The following is a 17935-nucleotide window of genomic DNA, read 5'->3' as shown; positions in this document are numbered from 1 at the left end:
GGGGTGTCGTCGGCGGCCGTGAGACCCTTGAGGGCAAACGACCGCCGACGGAAAGCCACGCAGTGACCGCCACAGACCGCTCCATCGAGCTCATCCGGACCGCCGCCCAGGCGGCCGCCGACAAGCTCGCGCACGACATCATCGCCTACGACGTCAGCGACGTGCTGTCGATCACGGACGCCTTCCTGCTGGCCTCCGCTCCCAACGACCGCCAGGTCAAGTCGATCGTCGACGAGATCGAGGAGCGCCTGCAGAAGGAACTCGGCGCCAAGCCGGTCCGCCGCGAGGGCGACCGCGAGGCCCGCTGGGTCCTGCTCGACTACGTCGACATCGTCGTGCACGTCCAGCACAGCGAGGAGCGCGTCTTCTACGCCCTGGAGCGGCTGTGGAAGGACTGCCCCGAGCTGGACCTGCCCGCCGACGCCCGGGCGACCCGGGGCAAGGCCCAGGAACACGCCGAGCTGCAGGCCGCCCGGGACGCCGCCGAGCCGGGGGGTGACTGGTGACGACCCCACCCGGTGCCGAGGCCGCGGCCGGCCGGACGCCGGGCCGCGGCCGGCGCGTCATCCTCTGGCGGCACGGCCAGACCCTGTGGAACGTGGAACGCCGCTTCCAGGGCACCACGGACGTCCCGCTGACAGAGACCGGCGTGGCCCAGGCCCGCCGGTCCGCCAGGCTGCTGGCCTCCCTCAAGCCCGACGCGATCATCGCCTCGGACCTCCAGCGGGCCGCGAACACGGCCGTCGAGCTGGCCGCGCTCACCGGCCTCGAGGTGACCCACGACGAGGCCCTGCGGGAGACGTACGCGGGCGTCTGGCAGGGGCTGACGCACGAGGAGATCGTCTCCCGGTTCGGTGACGAGTACACCGCGTGGAAGCGCGGCGAGCCCGTCCGCCGCGGCGGCGGCGAACTGGAGACGGAGGTGGCCGACCGCTCCGCCCCCGTCGTGCTGCGGCACGCCGAGAAGCTGCCCGAGGACGGCACGCTCGTCGTCGTCAGCCACGGCGGCACGATCCGCACCACCATCGGCCGCCTGCTCGGCCTGGAGGCGCACAACTGGGAGAGCCTCGGCGGCCTCTCCAACTGCTGCTGGTCCGTCCTCGGCGAGGGCGCCCGCGGCTGGCGGCTCCTCGAGCACAACGCCGGCACCCTGCCGGAGCCGGTCCTCGGCGACGACGACTGAGCGCCTCGGGGCGGACCGGACCCGGATTTCACTTTCCGGCAGGTCGCAGGCTAAAGTTCTTCTTGTTCGCCCCGCCGAGCGGGAAGAACGCAAGGGGCTATAGCTCAGTTGGTAGAGCGCCTGCATGGCATGCAGGAGGTCAGGAGTTCAATTCTCCTTAGCTCCACTGATCGACACTCTGTGGAGTTGTCAAAGATCGGTTTCGGGAAGATCCCGTCCCTCAGGGGGCGGGATTTTTCATTGCCCGCGCAGCGCCTCCGCCCGCAGCGCCTCCGCCCGCAGCGCCTCCGCCCGCCGCGCCGTCTCCTCGTCCTCCGGTGTGTAGACCACGATGCGGCACTCCGGCATCCCGTTGATCGACAGCGACATGGACGTCATCCGCAGCTCGCCCACCGCGGGGTGCCGGAAGACTTTCACGCGGCGGCCCGGCTCCGCCACGTCACCGGACTCCCACAGCCGCGCGAACAGCGGGCTCGCCACCGACAGCGCGCGTATGAAGTCCTCCCAGGCGGGCTCCCCGGCATGCAGGCCGTACGCCGCTCGCAGGGTCGCCACCATCATCGGCAGCTCCGTCTCCCGGAACAGCAGCGGGCAGTCCTCCTCGTCCACCGTGAACAGGGCCCGCAGCGCGTTGGCAGGCGTCCCGGCCGACGCCCGCGTCGGGGTCAGGAACAGGTCCTCGTACACGGCGTTGGCGGCCAGGATGTCGTAGCGCGAGGTGTAGACCACCGCGGGCCGGGGCGCGAGGGCGTCGATGATGCCCTGGACCTCCGGCCCCACGCTCCGCGCGGGCGCCTCCGGCGTGGGTACGTACGGCACCTCCGCCAGGTGGTAGAGGTGCTCCCGCTCCGGCGGGTCCAGCCGCAGGGTGTGCGCCACCGCGTCCAGCACCTGGGCCGACGCGTTGATCGGCCGGCCCTGCTCCAGCCAGGTGTACCAGGTGACCCCCACGCCCGAGAGCTGGGCCACCTCCTCCCGCCGCAGCCCCGGCGTACGGCGCCGCGGACCGGGTGGCATGCCGACGTCGGCCGGTGTCACGCGGGCCCGCCTGCTGCGCAGGAGGGCCGCCAGCTCCGGCCGGCGCCGCTGCGCGGACCCGGCCCCCGGGCCCGCGGCCCTCCTCGTCGCCGTCGTCACGTCCACCATCGTCGATCCCCCGTCCCCCCTGCCAGGTGCTGTCGGTACCAGCATCGACGGACTCTCGGCACCCGTACCGACGTCGCGTCAGGCTCGACGGCATGACGACCTCACCCCGGACGAGCCCGGACTCCGCGCCCGCTCCAACTCCTGCGACCAGTAAAGACCCTGGCACTGACAATCGGGCCCGGCGCCTGCTCGCGGTCGTGCTCACCGCCCAGTTCATGGCACTGCTGGACGTCTTCATCGTGAACGTCGCGGCCCCCGCGATCGGTTCCGACCTGAACGCCTCCGGAGCCGACCTCCAACTGGTCGTGGCCGGCTACGCCATCACCTACTCCGTGCTGCTGATCACCGGCGCGCGGCTCGGCGACCGGTTCGGTCACGGGCGGGTCCATCTCGCCGGGCTGGCCCTGTTCACCGCCGCCTCGCTGGCCTGCGGGCTGGCGCGGGGCAGCACCGAACTCATCGTGTTCCGGCTGGTGCAGGGCGCCGGGTCGGCGGTGATGATCCCTCAGGTACTGAGCCTGATCCAGCGCACCTTCCGCGGCGAGGCCCGGGCCCGGGCGCTCGGCGCGTACGCGGCGGTCCTCGCCGTCGGCGCGGCGGCCGGCCAGGTCGTCGGCGGTGTGCTGGTCAGCGCCGACCTGCTGGGCACCGGCTGGCGGCCGGTGTTCCTGGTGAACGTGCCGGTGGGCCTCTTCCTGCTGGCCGTCGGCGGGCGGGTACTGCCGCGCGGCACCGGGCCGGGACCGGAGCGCGCCCGCGGCCTGGACCTGCCCGGCCTGGTGCTGCTCGGCGCGGCCGTCTGCCTGGTCACCGTGCCGCTCGTGCTCGGCCAGGAGGAGGACTGGCCGTCGTGGTCCTTGCTCTCGCCGGCCGTCGGCGCGCTCCTGTTCGCCGCCTTCCGCGGCTACGAGCCCCGGCTCGCCCGGCGCGGCGGTGCCCCGCTGATCGCGCCCCGCGTGCTGCGCCACCCCGGCATGGGGCTCGCCGTGCTGCGCATCGCGGCCGTCATGGCGGTCAACGGCGGCTTCCTGTTCGTCCTCACCCTGCACGTCCAGGCGGGCCTGGGGTACAGCGCGCTGCGCGCCGGTCTGACGTTCGCGCCGACCGCGGTGGTCTTCGGCGTGGTCGGTCTGACCTGGCGCAGGTGGCCCGCGGCCTGGCAACGGGCGCTCGCTCCGGCCGGGTTCACGCTCACCGCCGTCTCCCTGACCGCGGTGGGCCTCGTCTTCAGGGGCGGTGGCGACGGGGGCGCGTGGCTGTATCCGGCGTGCGCCGGAGTGGGAGCGGGGCTCGCGCTGGCGTTCAGCCCCACGCTCACCCGGGCCCTGGCCGCCGTACGCCCCGAGGACGCGGCGGACGCCGGCGGGCTGCTGGCCACGGTCACGCAGCTCGGGCAGCTGGCCGGGGTCGCGGCCTTCGGCGCACTCTTCTTCGACCGGCTTGAGTCACTCGGGGGCCTGGCGGCGTATACCTCTTCGCAAGCGCTGCTCACATGCGTGTTCGCGCTCGCCGCGACGGCCGCGCTGGGTGCCGTGTCCGGACTGGTACTGAGGCGTCGCTGACCGTATCGGCCCGGCCGTGGCAGAATCAAACGGCCGGAAGGGGGCGCGGCCCGACGGGAGGGAGTTGCGATGCCTGCGAGCATCCTCGGAGAGGGCGGCCACCTCTCCGGAGCAGCGGTGACACGGGACACGGCCACCCGGCTCAGCTGCCCTTCCTGCGGTTCCGCTTTCGTGGCCCAGGTCCTCGGTGACAACGGCGGGATCTCCTACGTGTGCACGGCCTGCGGCCACAGCTGGAGCTGATCGATGGGTGCACACAGGCGAAAGTGCGACTGGTGCGGCAGTGGCACCCCGATCGTCCGCGACATGGAGCCGGTCAATCCCGACTACCAGTACTGGTGCGAGGAATGCGCGCGGGCGCTGATCATAAAGGGCGACCCGATCGAGACCTATCGGGAGCTGGAGGGCGAGCCGATCTACGGCCGGCTCCTCGAAGAGCACTGCACGCTCAAGCGGTTCTACTCGTTCGTCACCGCCTGAAGCGGCATTCCGGGTAAAATCGGGCAGGACGGAAACGATTTGGTGGTGCACCCCCCGGACCGTGTAATGTTGGCGTCGCCGCCAGGGAAGCCCGGCGGACAAAGCAAGGGGCTATAGCTCAGTTGGTAGAGCGCCTGCATGGCATGCAGGAGGTCAGGAGTTCAATTCTCCTTAGCTCCACAGCGGATCCCGCCGGATCGAAAGACCCGGCGGGATCTTTTTGTGTTCTCACGCGCGCGTGCGGCGGGAAACGGGCCGAGGGGCCGCGCTCCGCCGGGCGGCCCCTCTCGGCGTCGCCGCGGCGACGGGCGCGCAGTGCCGATCAGCGGCCCAGGGCGCGGCGGCCGCGGCCCTGGGAGAGGACCGGAAGGTTGCGGGAAGGCTCCTTCGCGCGCGTGTCCTCCTCGATGCGCAGGGCAAGCGCCGGGCAGCGGCGCACCGCGCGCAGCGCCTTCGCCTCCGCGTAACGCGGCACCTTGGCCTGCGCGACCGTCGGAAAGCCGTCGGCGCCGAGCTGGAAGACCTCCGGGAGGATGTCCGCGCACAGGCCGTGGCCGCGGCACAGGGTCCAGTCCACGAAGATCTTCTGACGGCTGTCGCCGGCGTCCTCGGGCGCTCCGCCGGCCGAGATGCCCGCGGGGGCCATGCCGCCCTCGAAGAGCGGCAGAACGCCCTCCACGGGCCGTCCGCAGCCATTGCCGAGGACATGGGCCGCGAGGTCGTCCGTGAACGCCTTGATGGTCGACTCCAGGAACATCGCGGAGCCGTCCGGGTGTGAGCAGGCACCGCGCCGCTTGACGTTCTTGGCGACCTGCTTGAGTGCCTCCAGGGCGGCCGGGCCGCCGCCGTTGATGATGTCCTCCATGCCGCGCGCGGCGGCCGGCAGACCGAGGTAGCAGGGGCCGCACTGTCCCGCGCTCTCCTCGGCCAGCCACTGGGCCACGCGCAGCGACTCGCCGAGCGGGCAGGTCTCCTGGCTGATCGGCAGGATCGCGCCGGCACCGAGCGCGCCGCCCACCGCGTCCAGGGAGTTGCGGGAGACGATCGCCTCGTTGACCGTCGCCGCGTCGATCCACTTGCCGTGGTAACCGCCGGTCAGCACCCCCTGCGGGACCGGCGGGGCGCCGGCCAACTGGAGGACGTAGCGCAGCGGGACACCCGTGGGGACCTCGATCACCATCGGGCGGGCGACCGCGCCGGAGACCGTCAGCATGACGGTGCCCGGCTCGTCGTACAGGCCGGTGTTGCCGTAGCGCTCGGGGCCGATGCGGGCGCCGATGGCCAGCTGGGCGAACGTCTCGGCGTTGGACAGCAGTGTCGGGGCGCCGCCGACGCCGTTCTGCGAGGCGCTGACCTTGCGGCCGGGCGGGATCGCCGGGCCGCCGTCGATGGAACGGATCACGGACGCGGCCGCGCCGGTGACCATGCGGATCGGGTTGCGCTGGACGAACGCCTTCAGCGCCGAGCGGCGGCCGTTGCTGAGGCCGCGCTCGGCCAGTGCGGCCTCCATGGAGCGCTGGGTCGATTCGCGGGTGACCGCCACCACGAGCGTGCGGGCGCCCAGCGCCTCCGCGACCAGCAGCGCGCCGTCCAGGATCAGGTGCGGGGCACGGTTGATCAGGACCGTGTCCTTGCGGCAGGCCGGTTCGTCCTCGCTGCCGTTGACGACGACGACCGGCCGGACGCCCCGCTTGATCGCCGCGTCGGCGACGGAACGCAGCTTCTTGTGGAAGGGGAAGCCCGCGCCGCCGCGGCCCTTGAGGTTGATGCGTTCCGAGAGCTGCGCGAGTTTCTCTCCGCCCATGGGTTCGAGCGGCCCGTGCACCTTCAGGTGCATGGGCAGATCGAGTCTCTCGACAAGGTCGAAGCCCGACGTGAGCTGCGGAAGGCCGACCACGCGGACTTCCGGGACGTCGGGCAGGGCCTCGTTCACCTATAGCCTCCGGAAGGCATGTTCCAAGGTTCGCCCGAACCCGGTGCGTCGAAGGACGCCCCGGGGGATGGTTCATCGGCGGGACCGCTGTTGTACGTGTCGTTCGGGTTGTACGCGTCATACCGGGTGTTTGTCTCACCGGTGTCGTACACATCACTCCCGCCGTACCCGCCGGTGCCCGGATTGCCATAGACCGGGATGGTGAATCCCGTGTCCTGGAGCGGGTCGTAGACCGACTGCGGGGCCTCGCCGACCGGCGGCGGGGACGGGATCGGCCAGCTGCCGGAGGTGCTGCCGCCGCTGTCCATGCGCGGGACGGCCTCGGTGGCCTGCAGGTCGAACGGCAGGTCCATGCGCGCGGTCTGGCCGGACGCGAACGACTGCTCCGCGCGCGGGGGCGTGGAGACGGCGCGGTAGGCGGCCGCGAAGCCGTTCGCCGGCTTGGGCGCGGGAGTGTCGAACAGGGGCGACGGCGGTGGCGTCCCGCGTCCGGAGCCCGCCGTGTCCGCTCCCCGGCCGGGGCGGCCCTCGTAACCCGGCAGCGACTGGGACTCGGCCATCCGGGCCCGGCTGGCGTCCAGGGCGTCGCGGCCGGCCGGCTCGTCGGTGCCCAGGACCGCGGCGATGCGGTCGGCGACCTGGCGCTTGAAGGGACGCGGTGCGGAACGCAGGGCGAGGACGGCCATGACGCCCAGCAGGCACAGGCTGTAGAGGATGGTGAAGATCGGTTTGGCCGCGCGACCCGCGTAGAGTCCGTGGATCAGCGCGGCGCACCAGGCCGGGTAGGCCAGCATGTGCATGGCCCGCCAGCGGGCGGCCACCGGGGCGGGCGAGGCGAACCGGCTGCGCAGCGCGCCGGTGATGCCCACGAAGATCATCAGCAGTCCGGCCAGCGAGCCGAGGCCGATCAGGCCGGCGGCTCCGGTGACGCCGAGCGAGAACGGGATGATCGCGGCGATGAACTGGGTGTGGTCCAGCGCGATCTTCGTGGTGATGTGCAGCAGCAGGAACGCGATCGAGGCGACCGCCGTCGTCCGGTGCACGGCCTGGCCGATGAGCCGCTGGCGTGTGTTGAGGAAGATCCGGTCCTGGGCGACCAGGCCCCAGATCACCGAGCAGCTGAGCGAGACGAGGGACAGCACGCCCGCGCCGAAGTTCAGGAACGCGCGGAACTGGTCACCTCCGACCAGCACGACCACGGGTATGAGGAGCAGGACGACGGCGGACGCCACCCCATAGGCCGACCGGCCCGGCCGGGGGAGCGAGCTGTTACTACGAAGAGGGTTCATGGGGGCAACTCCGAGCAGTTCGGGAAAGCGGTCCCGATGCCGAACTCTAAGTGGGCGCCATACCGATGGGTACGAGGTTTGAGTTATTGCGTTGTTATCAAAGGACAATGTGGCCACAGCGATGTCCCTTAGTGGCTGTTACGCGAAGTAATCCCTGGCCTTGGTCCGGTTGCGGCGTGGTGCGTACGTGTCGACCAGGCATACGCAAGCGCGTCGCAGCTTGCTCAAGCCCTGCGGTACCCTGATGCCATGCGTGCCGTACGCCTTCTGCTTAGCGAGCCGCGCTGATCAGTCCCGAACGCCGGAGAACCGGACGGTTCGGAATCGGCGCGGCGTCCCCTCCTGTGCGAGGGGATTTTTCGTTTCCCGAGTGGCAGCCGCTGGCAGAGACGATCGATGGAGCTTTGAGGACATGAGCGAGACGAACCCCGCTGCCACCGCCGAGGTGGCCGCGCCGCACCGGTACACGGCCGCCATGGCAGCCGACATCGAGGCACGCTGGCAGGACGTCTGGGACGCCGACGGCACGTACGCGGCACCGAACCCGAAAGGCGACCTGGCGGGCGACCCCGCGGTCGTCGCCCGGCCGAAGAAATTCATCATGGACATGTTCCCGTACCCCTCGGGTGCGGGCCTGCACGTCGGCCACCCCCTGGGCTACATCGCGACCGACGTCTTCGCCCGCTACCAGCGGATGACCGGCCACAACGTCCTGCACACCCTCGGCTTCGACGCCTTCGGCCTGCCCGCCGAGCAGCACGCCGTGCAGACCGGCGAGCACCCCCGGATCACCACCGAAGCCGCCATCAACAACATGAAGTCCCAGCTGCGCAGGCTGGGCCTGGGCCACGACAAGCGCCGGTCGTTCGCCACGATCGACCCGGACTACTACAAGTGGACCCAGTGGATCTTCCTGCAGATCTTCAACTCCTGGTACGACGACGAGGCGAAGAAGGCCCGCCCGATCGCCGAACTGGTCGCCCGGTTCGAGTCCGGTGAGCGGGGCCTGCCCGGCGACCGCTCCTGGGACGAGCTGAGCGAGGTGGAGCGCGCGGACGTCCTGAGCGAGTACCGCCTGGCCTACGCCTCCGACGCGCCCGTCAACTGGTGCCCCGGCCTGGGCACCGTGCTGGCCAACGAGGAAGTCACCGCCGACGGCCGCTCCGAGCGCGGCAACTACCCGGTCTTCAAGGCCAAGCTGCGCCAGTGGAACATGCGCATCACCGCCTACGCCGACCGGCTGCTCGACGACCTGGACGCGCTGGACTGGCCCGAGGCCATCAAGCTCCAGCAGCGCAACTGGATCGGCCGCTCCGAGGGCGCCCGCGTCGACTTCCCGATCGACGGCGAGCGCATCACCGTCTTCACCACGCGCCCCGACACCCTGTTCGGCGCGACCTACATGGTGCTGGCCCCCGAGCACCCGCTGGTCGAGAAGTTCACCCCGGACGCCTGGCCCGAGGGCACGCACGACGTGTGGACCGGAGGCCACGCGACCCCGACCGAGGCCGTCGCCGCGTACCGCGCGCAGGCCGCCTCCAAGTCCGACGTCGAGCGTCAGGCCGAGGCCAAGGACAAGACCGGCGTCTTCATCGGCGCGTACGCGACCAACCCGGTCAACGGCGAGCGGATCCCCGTCTTCATCGCCGACTACGTCCTGATGGGCTACGGCACCGGCGCGATCATGGCCGTCCCGGCCGGCGACCAGCGCGACTTCGAGTTCGCGCGCGCTTTCGAACTGCCGATCCAGTGCATCGTCGAGCCCACCGACGGCCGCGGCACCGACACCTCGACGTGGGAGGACGCCTTCGCCTCCTACGACGCGAGGATCATCAACTCGTCGAACGCCCGGGTCTCCCTGGACGGCCTGGGCGTCGCCGAGGCCAAGGAGCGCATCACCGAGTGGCTGGAGCGGTCCGGCGTCGGCGCGGGCACGGTCAACTTCCGGCTGCGCGACTGGCTGTTCAGCCGTCAGCGCTACTGGGGCGAGCCCTTCCCGATCGTCTACGACGAGGACGGCATCGCCCACGCGCTGCCCGAGTCGATGCTGCCGCTGGAGCTGCCCGAGGTCGAGGACTACTCGCCCCGCACCTTCGACCCGGACGACGCCGACACCCAGCCCGAGACGCCACTGTCGCGCAACGAGGACTGGGTCGACGTCACCCTCGACCTGGGTGACGGCCGCGGTCCGCGCAAGTACCGCCGCGAGACCAACACCATGCCCAACTGGGCCGGTTCCTGCTGGTACGAACTGCGCTACCTGGATCCGCACAACTCCGAGAAGCTGGTCGACCCCGAGATCGAGCAGTACTGGATGGGTCCGCGCGCGGGGCAGCCGCACGGCGGGGTCGACCTGTACGTCGGCGGTGCCGAGCACGCCGTGCTGCACCTGCTGTACGCCCGCTTCTGGTCCAAGGTCCTGTTCGACCTGGGCCACGTCTCGTCCGCGGAGCCGTTCCACAAGCTGTTCAACCAGGGCATGATCCAGGCCTACGTCTACCGCGACAGCCGCGGCATCGCCGTACCGGCCGTCGAGGTGGAGGAGCGCGACGGGGCGTACTACCACCAGGGCGAGAAGGTCTCCCGGCTGCTGGGCAAGATGGGCAAGTCCCTGAAGAACGCGGTCACTCCGGACGAGATCTGCGCCGAGTACGGCGCCGACACCCTGCGCCTGTACGAGATGGCGATGGGCCCGCTGGACGTCTCGCGGCCGTGGGACACGCGCGCGGTGGTGGGCCAGTTCCGGCTGCTCCAGCGCCTGTGGCGCAATGTCGTGGACGAGGCGACCGGTGAGATCACCGTCGTCGACACCGAGCCCGACGAGGACACCTTGCGTGCCCTGCACAAGGCCGTCGACGGTGTGCGCCAGGACCTGGAGGGCATGCGCTTCAACACCGCCATCGCCAAGGTCACCGAGCTGAACAACCACCTGACCAAGGCCGGCGGTCCGCTGTCGCGCAGCGTCGCCGAGGCCCTGGTGCTGCTGGTCGCGCCGCTGGCCCCGCACATCGCCGAGGAGCTGTGGCGCAAACTGGGCCACACCGACTCCGTCGTCCACCAGGACTTCCCGGTGGCCGACCCGGCGTACGTCGTGGACGAGACCGTGACCTGCGTGGTGCAGATCAAGGGCAAGGTCAAGGCGCGCCTGGAGGTGTCGCCGGCCATCTCCGACGAGGAGCTGGAGAAGGTGGCGCTGGCCGACGAGAACGTCGTCAACGCGCTGGGCGGCGCCGGGATCCGCAAGGTGATCGTGCGGGCGCCGAAGCTGGTCAACATCGTGCCGGCCTGACGAACACGGGTACGGACGCGGCTGGGGCCGGCGTCCGAGCGTCGCGGAGGGTGTGCGGCCGGGGCCGCTGTGCGGGGGGCCCCGTGCGTGCGGCGCCGGTCGGCGTCCGAGGGGCACCGGTGCGTGCGGCTCCGGTCGGCGCTTGCTTCGGGGTAGTCCCCTACGGGCAGGTTCGGGGTTCTGGCGGAACTCCGCGCCTGCCCGTTGCGTTTACCGTTGAAGAGCGGCGCGCGGTGTGCCGTGTCGGACCGGAGGAGGAGCTCGTGGAAGCAGTGATCGCGATCTTTGCCCTGCTCTTCGTGCTCTTCCTGGCGGCGGGGGCCTACGCGACGGTGAAGGTCGTCGGTGCCGCCAAGCGCGGCGTCGACCGCACCATCACCCAGGCCCGCCGCACCGTCGAGGACCACACCCTGCGGGCCAAGTCCTTCGCCCAGCCCGGTCCGGCCGGCGAGATCGCCCAGCTCCGCCTCAGGCTGCGGACCTCGATGCGGGCCACCCAGGAGGCGCTTCAGGCCGGCGTTGCCGAGGACGAGTCCCTCAAGGAGTCCCTCGCCCTCTTCGCACGCCTCAGCGGGCACGGGCGCGAACTCGACGACGAACTCAAGCGACTGGAGTCCGAGCCCGACCGGGCCACCCTCGCCGAGCGGCTGCCGTCGCTGCGCGAGCGCACCGGGCGGATCACGTCGTCGGCCGACTCGCTGCGCTGGGCCGCCCGCGACCGGGCCCACCGCTTCGCCGACGACGACCTGGACACCCTCCACGCACAGATCGACGTCGAGGCCGGTGCCCTGCGCCACTGGACCACCGCGGACGACCCGGCACCGGCGCAGGCGCCCTCCTCCTGGCCCGAGGCACCTGCGGCCGACCGCGCGTCCGGAGGTCAGGCCCGGTCGGAGACGCCCGCCGCGCGTCCGGCGGAGACCCCCGCCCGGCCCGCCATCACCCCGCCGGGGCCGCGTCCGAGCTATCCCTGGCAGAAGAAGCCCCGGCCCGAGAGCACCACCTGAGCCCCCCCGGCCCGGTACTCGATCCGGTCAACGGCCGACCGGCCGCGAGGGTCCGGACTCCCGTCCCGCGGATACGGCAGGTAACCTCCAGCTCATGTCCCGCCATGTCGCTATCGTCACGGATTCAACGGCCTACCTGCCGCAGCGGACGATGGAGCGCCACGGCATCACCGCGGTGCCCCTGACCGTCGTTCTCGGCGACCGGGCACTCGAAGAGGGCACCGAGATCTCGACCCGCTCCCTGGCCCTGGCCCTGCAGAAACGACGTTCCGTCACCACCTCGCGCCCCAGCCCCCAGGTCTTCGCGGAGACCTACCGCAGGGTCGCCGAGTCCGGCGCCACCGGCATCGTCTCCCTCCACCTGTCCGCCGAACTGTCGGGCACCCACGACGCGGCGGTCCTCGCGGCGCGTGAGGCTCCGGTCCCGGTGCGGGTGGTGGACACCGGCATGATCGCGATGGCCCTCGGATTCTGCGCGCTCTCGGCGGCCGGGACGGCGGAAGCGGGCGGCACGGTGGACGAGGCGGTCGCCGCCGCGGAGAAACGCGCCTCCGGCACCTCCGCCTTCTTCTACGTCGACACCCTCGACTATCTGCGCCGTGGTGGCCGCATCGGCGCCGCCCAGGCCCTCTTCGGTTCCGCGCTCGCGGTGAAGCCGCTGCTCCAGCTGGACGGGGGGCGCATCGAGCCCCTGGAGAAGGTGCGGACGGCGTCGAGGGCGATCGCCCGCCTCGAGGAACTGGCGGCCGACCGTGCGGGCGGCGCACGTGTGGACATCGCCGTCCACCATCTCGCGGCTCCCGACCGGGCGTCAGCCCTGGCGGACCGGCTGCGGGCGCGGGTGCCCGGTCTCGGGGAGCTGCATGTGAGTGAGGTCGGTGCGGTGATCGGGGCGCACACCGGGCCCGGATTGCTGGGAGTCGTGGTTTCGGCCCGATGATGCGGGTCGGTGGATCGGCTCGATGGTTCGGCTCGTTCAGCCCGGGGTCCGGCTCGGCGAAGAGCCGTCGCCTCACTCCCGCGGGTGGCGGAGTTATCCACAATCGGGTGGTTCTCCCCGGGAATTGAGCAAGATCATCGCGGATTCGTGAAGTGTCCCATTCTCGTGGCATGGCACTTCGATCACGCACACGGACGATCACCGCGACCAGTGGACCCGGGCGCCGGCCCGGCTCCGACGGACGCGTCCGACACCGACGGTCACCGGCACGCAGCCGGGTGGGGAACCGCCATGCCCCGGCTGAGGAGCTGCGCCGACGAGCGGAGCTGCTGTTCGGGGAACGGGACGGCGAGCGCGGGGAGTTGGGGATGGGGCCGCCGCAGCACGGCGGCCCGGGAAGCATGCCCGGCGTGGTGGGGGAGGAGACCGCCGGGTCCGGGTCCGGATCCGTAGCCGAGGGCGACGGCCGTGCGGTGGTGACTCGGGGGCCGGGTGAATGGCGGGCGCGGGCCGGGCTGGCTCTGCGGGAGCGGCTGCCGGTGTGGGCACAGGCGCGGTGCGGACTGGAACGCAGGAACGTACTCGCGCTGGCCGTCGTGGTGGTCGCCGTCGCCGGGTTCGCCGTCCAGCACTTCTGGACCGGCCGCGCGCAGCCCGTGCGGGCTCCCGAGGTGGTGCAGGCGGCCGCTCCCTATGGAGAGGACGAGCGGAGCGGGTCGGCCGAGCCCTCGGCTTCGGCCCCGGCGCCCGGTGGGGTGGGCACGGCGGGAGCGCAGATCGTGGTGGACGTCAGCGGCAAGGTCCGCGATCCCGGCATCCATCGCCTTCCGGCCGGCTCGCGCGTGGTCGACGCACTGGCCGCGGCCGGTGGGGTGCGGCCGGGCACGAACACGGACGGTCTGAACCGGGCGCGCTTCCTCGTGGACGGGGAACAGGTCGTCGTCGGTGGACCGCCGGGGGCCGGAGGCCGGCCAGCTGGAGCAGGGGCCGGAGGTGGCGCGGTGGGAGCGGGACCGCCGGCTCCCGTCTCCCTCAACACGGCCACCGCGGACCAGCTCGACACGCTGCCGGGAGTGGGACCCGTGCTGGCGCAGCACATCGTGGACTACCGGACGCGGCACGGCGGCTTCCGATCGGTGGACGAGCTGCGCGAGGTCAACGGCATCGGTGAACGCCGCTTCTCCGACCTGCGGAACCTGGTGCGGCCATGAGGGAGGAGGGGACGAGGAACGGCGGGGCCCGACAGGGGGGGCCGACGGGGGACGGGCCGGTGGCCTCGGCAGGGGCCGGGACGCCGGCTGAGGCGGGGACGGCGACCGCGGCGGGTGCAGGAGCCGGTGCAGGGAGGGCGGCCGGGGCTGGGGCTGGGCGAAGGGAGGGGGCCGGAGCGGATGCCCCACCGCGTTCGCGTCGAGCGGTGCACGCCGCTTCCGGGAGCCGACTGGGAGCTTCGCACCCGCGACAGGAAGGGCCGGTGGATCTGCGGCTCGTACCGCCCGCGCTCGCGGCCTGGGCCACGGCGGCATGGACGCTGGACGCCCCGCCCCGGCTGGTGGCTGGTGTGGTGCTCCTCTGCGGGATCGTGGCGGGGGTCCTCCTCAGCGGGTGGGGGAGCGGTGCTCGGGGAGTACCGCCGGCGGCCGGCGGCGGTGCGTCGCCGGGAGGCACGGGAGGCGCGACGCCGGCCGGCGGTGCGCGACCGTCGGGCGGTACGGGGAGCCGGTGGCCGGATGGTCCGGTGGACCGGTCGTCCGACGGGACCGGGGACCGGTCCTCCGAAGGGACGAGAGGCCGATCCCGGGACGGGACGGGGGATCGGTCGCCCACCGGCACGGGGCTGCGGTCGCCGGAAGGGCCGGGGAGCCGGTCGCCGGGATGGCCGGCGGGCGCTCGGTACGAGTGGTCGCGGATGAGCGGGGCCGCGCTGCTGCTCTGTGTGGCCGCGGCCGGCGTGTCCGCCGGGCTGCACGGGGCCGATCTGCGTCGCGGACCGGTACCCGTGCTGGCGCGGGAGTACGCCACCGTCACCGCGGAGGTGGAACTGACCTCGGACCCGCGGCTGGCCCGGCCGAGGGTGAGGGGGGACCACGTGACCCCGGACTCCGTGCTGGTCGACGGGCAGGTGCGGTCGGTCGCGGCGGACGGGGCGGCGGGGACGGAGACCAGGGCGCCGGTGCTCGTGGTGGTGGACGTCCGGGACCGTGCGGGCCCGGACGGCGGACGACCGGCGGGCATCGGTCGGGGCGCACGGCAGGCATGGCTCGGATTGCTGCCGTCCACCCGGGTGCGGGTGACCGGGCGACTGGCTCCCGCGCTGACGGGCGGGGACCGGATCGCTGCCGTGCTGCGGGTGCGGGACCGCGGTGCGGGCGCGGTTCCGGTGGTCGTGCGGAAGCCGTCGGCACCGCAACGTGTCGCGGGTCGGCTGCGGGCGGGTCTGCGGGAAGCCACGGACGGGTTGCCGACGGACGCGCGGGCGCTGCTGCCGGGGCTGGTCGTCGGGGACACCTCGCGGATCACGCCCGAGCTGGACGAGGCCTTCAAGGAGACGGACCTCGCCCACATCCTGGCCGTGTCCGGAAGCAACCTCACGATCATGCTCGCTCTCCTCCTGGGGCCGCCCGGTCTGGCCCAGCATGTCGAGCGTCGCGGCCTGGCACCGCGCCTGGGCATCCCGCTCCGGACGACCGCGCTGCTCGGCGGGGCGCTCACGCTCGGGTTCGTCGTCGTGTGCCGGCCCGACCCGAGTGTGCTGCGGGCAGCGGCCTGCGGAGCCGTTGTACTGCTCGCTCTGGCGACCGGTCGCCGCCGGTCCCTGATCCCGGCACTGGCGACGGCGGTCCTGCTCCTGGTCCTGTACGACCCCTGGCTGGCCCGGAGTTACGGCTTCCTGCTGTCGGTGCTGGCCACGGGGGCCCTGCTGACGCTGGCGCCGCGCTGGAGCACCGCTCTGCGGCGTCGCGGGCTTCCGCCGAGGCTCGCGGAGGCGCTGGCGGCGGCCGGAGCCGCACAGGCCCTGTGCGCGCCGGTCGTGGCGGTGCTGTCGGCCCGGGTCAGCCTGGTGGCGGTGCCGTGCAACCTTCTCGTGGAATTCGCGGTGGCACCGGCCACCGTCCTGGGATTCACCACCCTGGCGACGGCGCCGTGGGCGATGCCGGCGGCGAAGGCGTCGGCCTGGTTGGCGAGTTGGCCGGCCGAATGGATCGCGGGTGTCGCACGGACCGGGGCGGCGCTGCCCGGCGCGGGAGTGGACTGGCCCGGTGGTTGGGGCGGGGCACTGCTGCTCGCCCTCGCCACCGCGGTGGCGGTGCCGCTGGGGAGACGGCTGCTGAGGCGGCCGTGGCTGTGCGCGGCCTGCGCCGCGCTGCTCCTGCTCGCGGTGGTGCGGCCGTCTCCGCTGACCCGGGTGCTCACGGGCTGGCCACCGCCGGGCTGGCGGCTGGCGATGTGCGATGTGGGCCAGGGCGACGCGACGGTGCTGGCGGCGGGCGAGGGCACCGGCGTGGTGGTGGACGCCGGCCCGGACCCGGTACTGGTCGACCGGTGTCTCGACCGGTTGGGCATCACCCGGATCCCGCTCGTCGTGCTGACCCACTTCCACGCCGATCACGTGGCGGGACTGCCCGGCGTGCTGCGGGGCCGGGTGGTGGGGGCGATCGAGACGACGGGGTTCGCGGAGCCGGTGGACCAGGTGGCGTTCGTACGGAGGGAGGCCGAGGCCGGCGATGTTCCCCTGGTGCGGGCGGTGGCGGGGGAACGGCGGCGGCTCGGTTCCCTCGACTGGGAGGTGCTGTGGCCGCCTGCCCGGCAGGTGCCGGAACCGGAGGGGCCGAACGACGCGAGCGTGACGCTGCTCGTTCGGTCGGCCGGGATACGGATGCTGCTGCTCGGCGACCTCGAGCCCCCCGGCCAGCAGGCGCTGGCGCGGTCGCCCGCGGCGGCCCGGTGGGGAGGGGTGGACGTGCTGAAGGTCGCCCATCACGGCTCGGCCTACCAGGACCCGGATCTCATACGCGCGGTGGCGCCCCGGCTGGCGTTGATCTCCGCGGGGGCGGACAACCCGTACGGCCATCCGGCACCCGGCACCGTCGCCGCACTGCGGGCCACGGGCGCGGTGGTGCTGCGGACCGACAGGGACGGGGCGTTGGCCGTCGTGGGTACGGGCGGCCGACTGCGGGTGGCGCGAGACTGAGGGCATGGATTCCGTACAGGCCGCCATCGCCACGTCCCCGCTCGACGCGCGTCTGGTCGAGGCGTATCTGCGTCGGCTCGGCGTCGAGTACCCGGCGTGGCCCACCGCCGACGTCCTGCGGGAGCTGCACCTGCGGCACCTGCGGACCGTGCCCTTCGAGAACCTGTCGGTGCACCTGGGAGAGGAGATCGTGCTGGAGCAGGTGCGGCTGGTCGAGAAGGTCGCCGTGTCGGGGAGGGGAGGGTTCTGTCACGAGCTGAACGGCGCGTTCGGCGCGCTGCTCACGGCGCTGGGCTTCGATGTGACGCTGCTCGCCGCCCGGGTCTACGGCGCCGAGGGGCGGCTCGGGATCCCGTACGACCACCTCGTGTTGCTGGTGCGCACGGTGGACGCGGGGGAGTGGCTGGCCGACGTCGGGTTCGGGGCGCACAGCCACTACCCGCTCCGTTTCGAGCACCGGGGGCAGCAGGAGGACCCCGGCGGCCTGTTCCGGATCATGGAGGCCCGTGCGGACGCGGCCGGGGTGAAGGGCGGGGCGGGCCGGCCGGCGCGTGCGGGCGGTGGCGTGGCGGGGGCGGCCGACCTGGACGTCGTACGGGACGACAGGCGGGTGTACCGGCTGGAGGTACGGCCCCGGGTGCTGGGTGACTTCGTGGCCGGGGCGTGGTGGCACAGCACCTCGCCGGCGTCGCACTTCACACGGTCGCCGGTCTGCTCGCGGATCACGGCGGACGGCGGACGGATCACGCTCAGCGGCCGTCGGTTGAAGGTGACGGACTCGCAGGGACACAGCCGGGAGGAGGAGTTGGCGGGGGACGAGGAGGTGCTGGACGTGTACCGGGAGCGGTTCGGGGTCGGGTTGGAGCGGGTGCCGGTGGCGCGGGGCGGTGGCGCGGTCTGAGGAGACCGACCGG

The 17935-nt window shown here is 72.6% G+C and carries 14 protein-coding genes and 2 tRNA genes; 13 read left to right on the top strand and 3 right to left on the bottom strand.

What is annotated here, in order from left to right; translation table 11 throughout:
- Positions 1-62: 62 nt before the first annotated feature.
- The 3 genes from rsfS (at position 63) to AB0N31_RS07765 (ending at position 1349) form a co-directional block, all read left to right on the top strand.
- Complete coding sequence (rsfS, locus tag AB0N31_RS07775; protein ID WP_366057483.1) at positions 63-506, top strand: ribosome silencing factor; 444 nt, start codon at positions 63-65, stop codon at positions 504-506.
- A complete protein-coding gene (locus AB0N31_RS07770; protein ID WP_366057482.1) occupies positions 503-1183 on the top strand; it encodes a histidine phosphatase family protein in 681 nt (226 codons plus the stop codon). Before rsfS ends, AB0N31_RS07770 begins: the two co-directional genes overlap by 4 nt.
- A gap of 93 nt (positions 1184-1276) precedes the next feature.
- A tRNA-Ala gene (locus AB0N31_RS07765) sits at positions 1277-1349 on the top strand.
- A gap of 71 nt (positions 1350-1420) precedes the next feature.
- Here the strand turns inward: AB0N31_RS07765 and AB0N31_RS07760 are convergent.
- Positions 1421-2254, bottom strand: coding sequence for a helix-turn-helix transcriptional regulator (locus tag AB0N31_RS07760; RefSeq protein ID WP_366057612.1), 834 nt, complete (start codon positions 2252-2254; stop codon positions 1421-1423).
- 272 nt (positions 2255-2526) lie between these two features.
- On the opposite strand from AB0N31_RS07760, the gene AB0N31_RS07755 reads away from it, so the two are divergent.
- The 4 genes from AB0N31_RS07755 (at position 2527) to AB0N31_RS07740 (ending at position 4551) form a co-directional block, all read left to right on the top strand.
- Positions 2527-3891, top strand: a complete 1365-nt coding sequence (locus AB0N31_RS07755) for an MFS transporter (RefSeq protein ID WP_366057481.1) — start codon at positions 2527-2529, stop codon at positions 3889-3891.
- Between the two features lie 69 nt (positions 3892-3960).
- Positions 3961-4134 (top strand): hypothetical protein, encoded by a 174-nt coding sequence (locus tag AB0N31_RS07750; RefSeq protein ID WP_366057480.1) that lies wholly within the window; start codon positions 3961-3963, stop codon positions 4132-4134.
- A 3-nt stretch (positions 4135-4137) separates the two neighbouring features.
- Positions 4138-4371, top strand: a complete 234-nt coding sequence (locus tag AB0N31_RS07745) for a hypothetical protein (protein WP_003976229.1) — start codon at positions 4138-4140, stop codon at positions 4369-4371.
- Between the two features lie 107 nt (positions 4372-4478).
- Positions 4479-4551: transfer RNA gene (locus AB0N31_RS07740), tRNA-Ala, on the top strand.
- Between the two features lie 142 nt (positions 4552-4693).
- On the opposite strand, the gene AB0N31_RS07735 is transcribed toward AB0N31_RS07740, so the two are convergent.
- Both AB0N31_RS07735 and AB0N31_RS07730 read right to left on the bottom strand, forming a co-directional pair.
- The gene (locus tag AB0N31_RS07735) at positions 4694-6304 is read right to left on the bottom strand and encodes an NADH-ubiquinone oxidoreductase-F iron-sulfur binding region domain-containing protein (RefSeq protein WP_366057479.1); all 1611 of its coding nucleotides are present in this window, start codon (positions 6302-6304) and stop codon (positions 4694-4696) included.
- Positions 6301-7593, bottom strand: a complete 1293-nt coding sequence (locus tag AB0N31_RS07730) for a cytochrome b/b6 domain-containing protein (protein ID WP_366057478.1) — start codon at positions 7591-7593, stop codon at positions 6301-6303. Before AB0N31_RS07730 ends, AB0N31_RS07735 begins: the two co-directional genes overlap by 4 nt.
- Before the next feature lie 412 nt (positions 7594-8005).
- Here AB0N31_RS07730 and leuS point away from each other — a divergent pair, with 412 nt between their 5' ends.
- The 6 genes from leuS to AB0N31_RS07700 all read left to right on the top strand — a co-directional run bounded on the left by leuS (position 8006) and on the right by AB0N31_RS07700 (position 17922).
- The gene (gene leuS / locus AB0N31_RS07725; protein WP_366057477.1) at positions 8006-10882 is read left to right on the top strand and encodes a leucine--tRNA ligase; all 2877 of its coding nucleotides are present in this window, start codon (positions 8006-8008) and stop codon (positions 10880-10882) included.
- A gap of 263 nt (positions 10883-11145) precedes the next feature.
- Positions 11146-11889 (top strand): hypothetical protein, encoded by a 744-nt coding sequence (locus tag AB0N31_RS07720; protein ID WP_366057476.1) that lies wholly within the window; start codon positions 11146-11148, stop codon positions 11887-11889.
- 94 nt (positions 11890-11983) lie between these two features.
- A complete protein-coding gene (locus AB0N31_RS07715; protein ID WP_366057475.1) occupies positions 11984-12829 on the top strand; it encodes a DegV family protein in 846 nt (281 codons plus the stop codon).
- Between the two features lie 170 nt (positions 12830-12999).
- Positions 13000-14040 (top strand): ComEA family DNA-binding protein, encoded by a 1041-nt coding sequence (locus AB0N31_RS07710; protein WP_366057474.1) that lies wholly within the window; start codon positions 13000-13002, stop codon positions 14038-14040.
- A 206-nt stretch (positions 14041-14246) separates the two neighbouring features.
- Positions 14247-17021, top strand: a complete 2775-nt coding sequence (locus AB0N31_RS07705; RefSeq protein WP_366057473.1) for a ComEC/Rec2 family competence protein — start codon at positions 14247-14249, stop codon at positions 17019-17021.
- A 4-nt stretch (positions 17022-17025) separates the two neighbouring features.
- A complete protein-coding gene (locus tag AB0N31_RS07700) occupies positions 17026-17922 on the top strand; it encodes an arylamine N-acetyltransferase (protein ID WP_366057472.1) in 897 nt (298 codons plus the stop codon).
- The last annotated feature ends 13 nt before the right edge of the window (positions 17923-17935 follow it).

It is taken from the genome of Streptomyces sp. NPDC051051 (genome assembly GCF_040682975.1).
In the GTDB taxonomy this organism is placed as follows: domain Bacteria; phylum Actinomycetota; class Actinomycetes; order Streptomycetales; family Streptomycetaceae; genus Streptomyces.
Note: the sequence above shows the minus strand (reverse complement) of the source record. Positions and strands in the feature narration are given on the sequence as shown.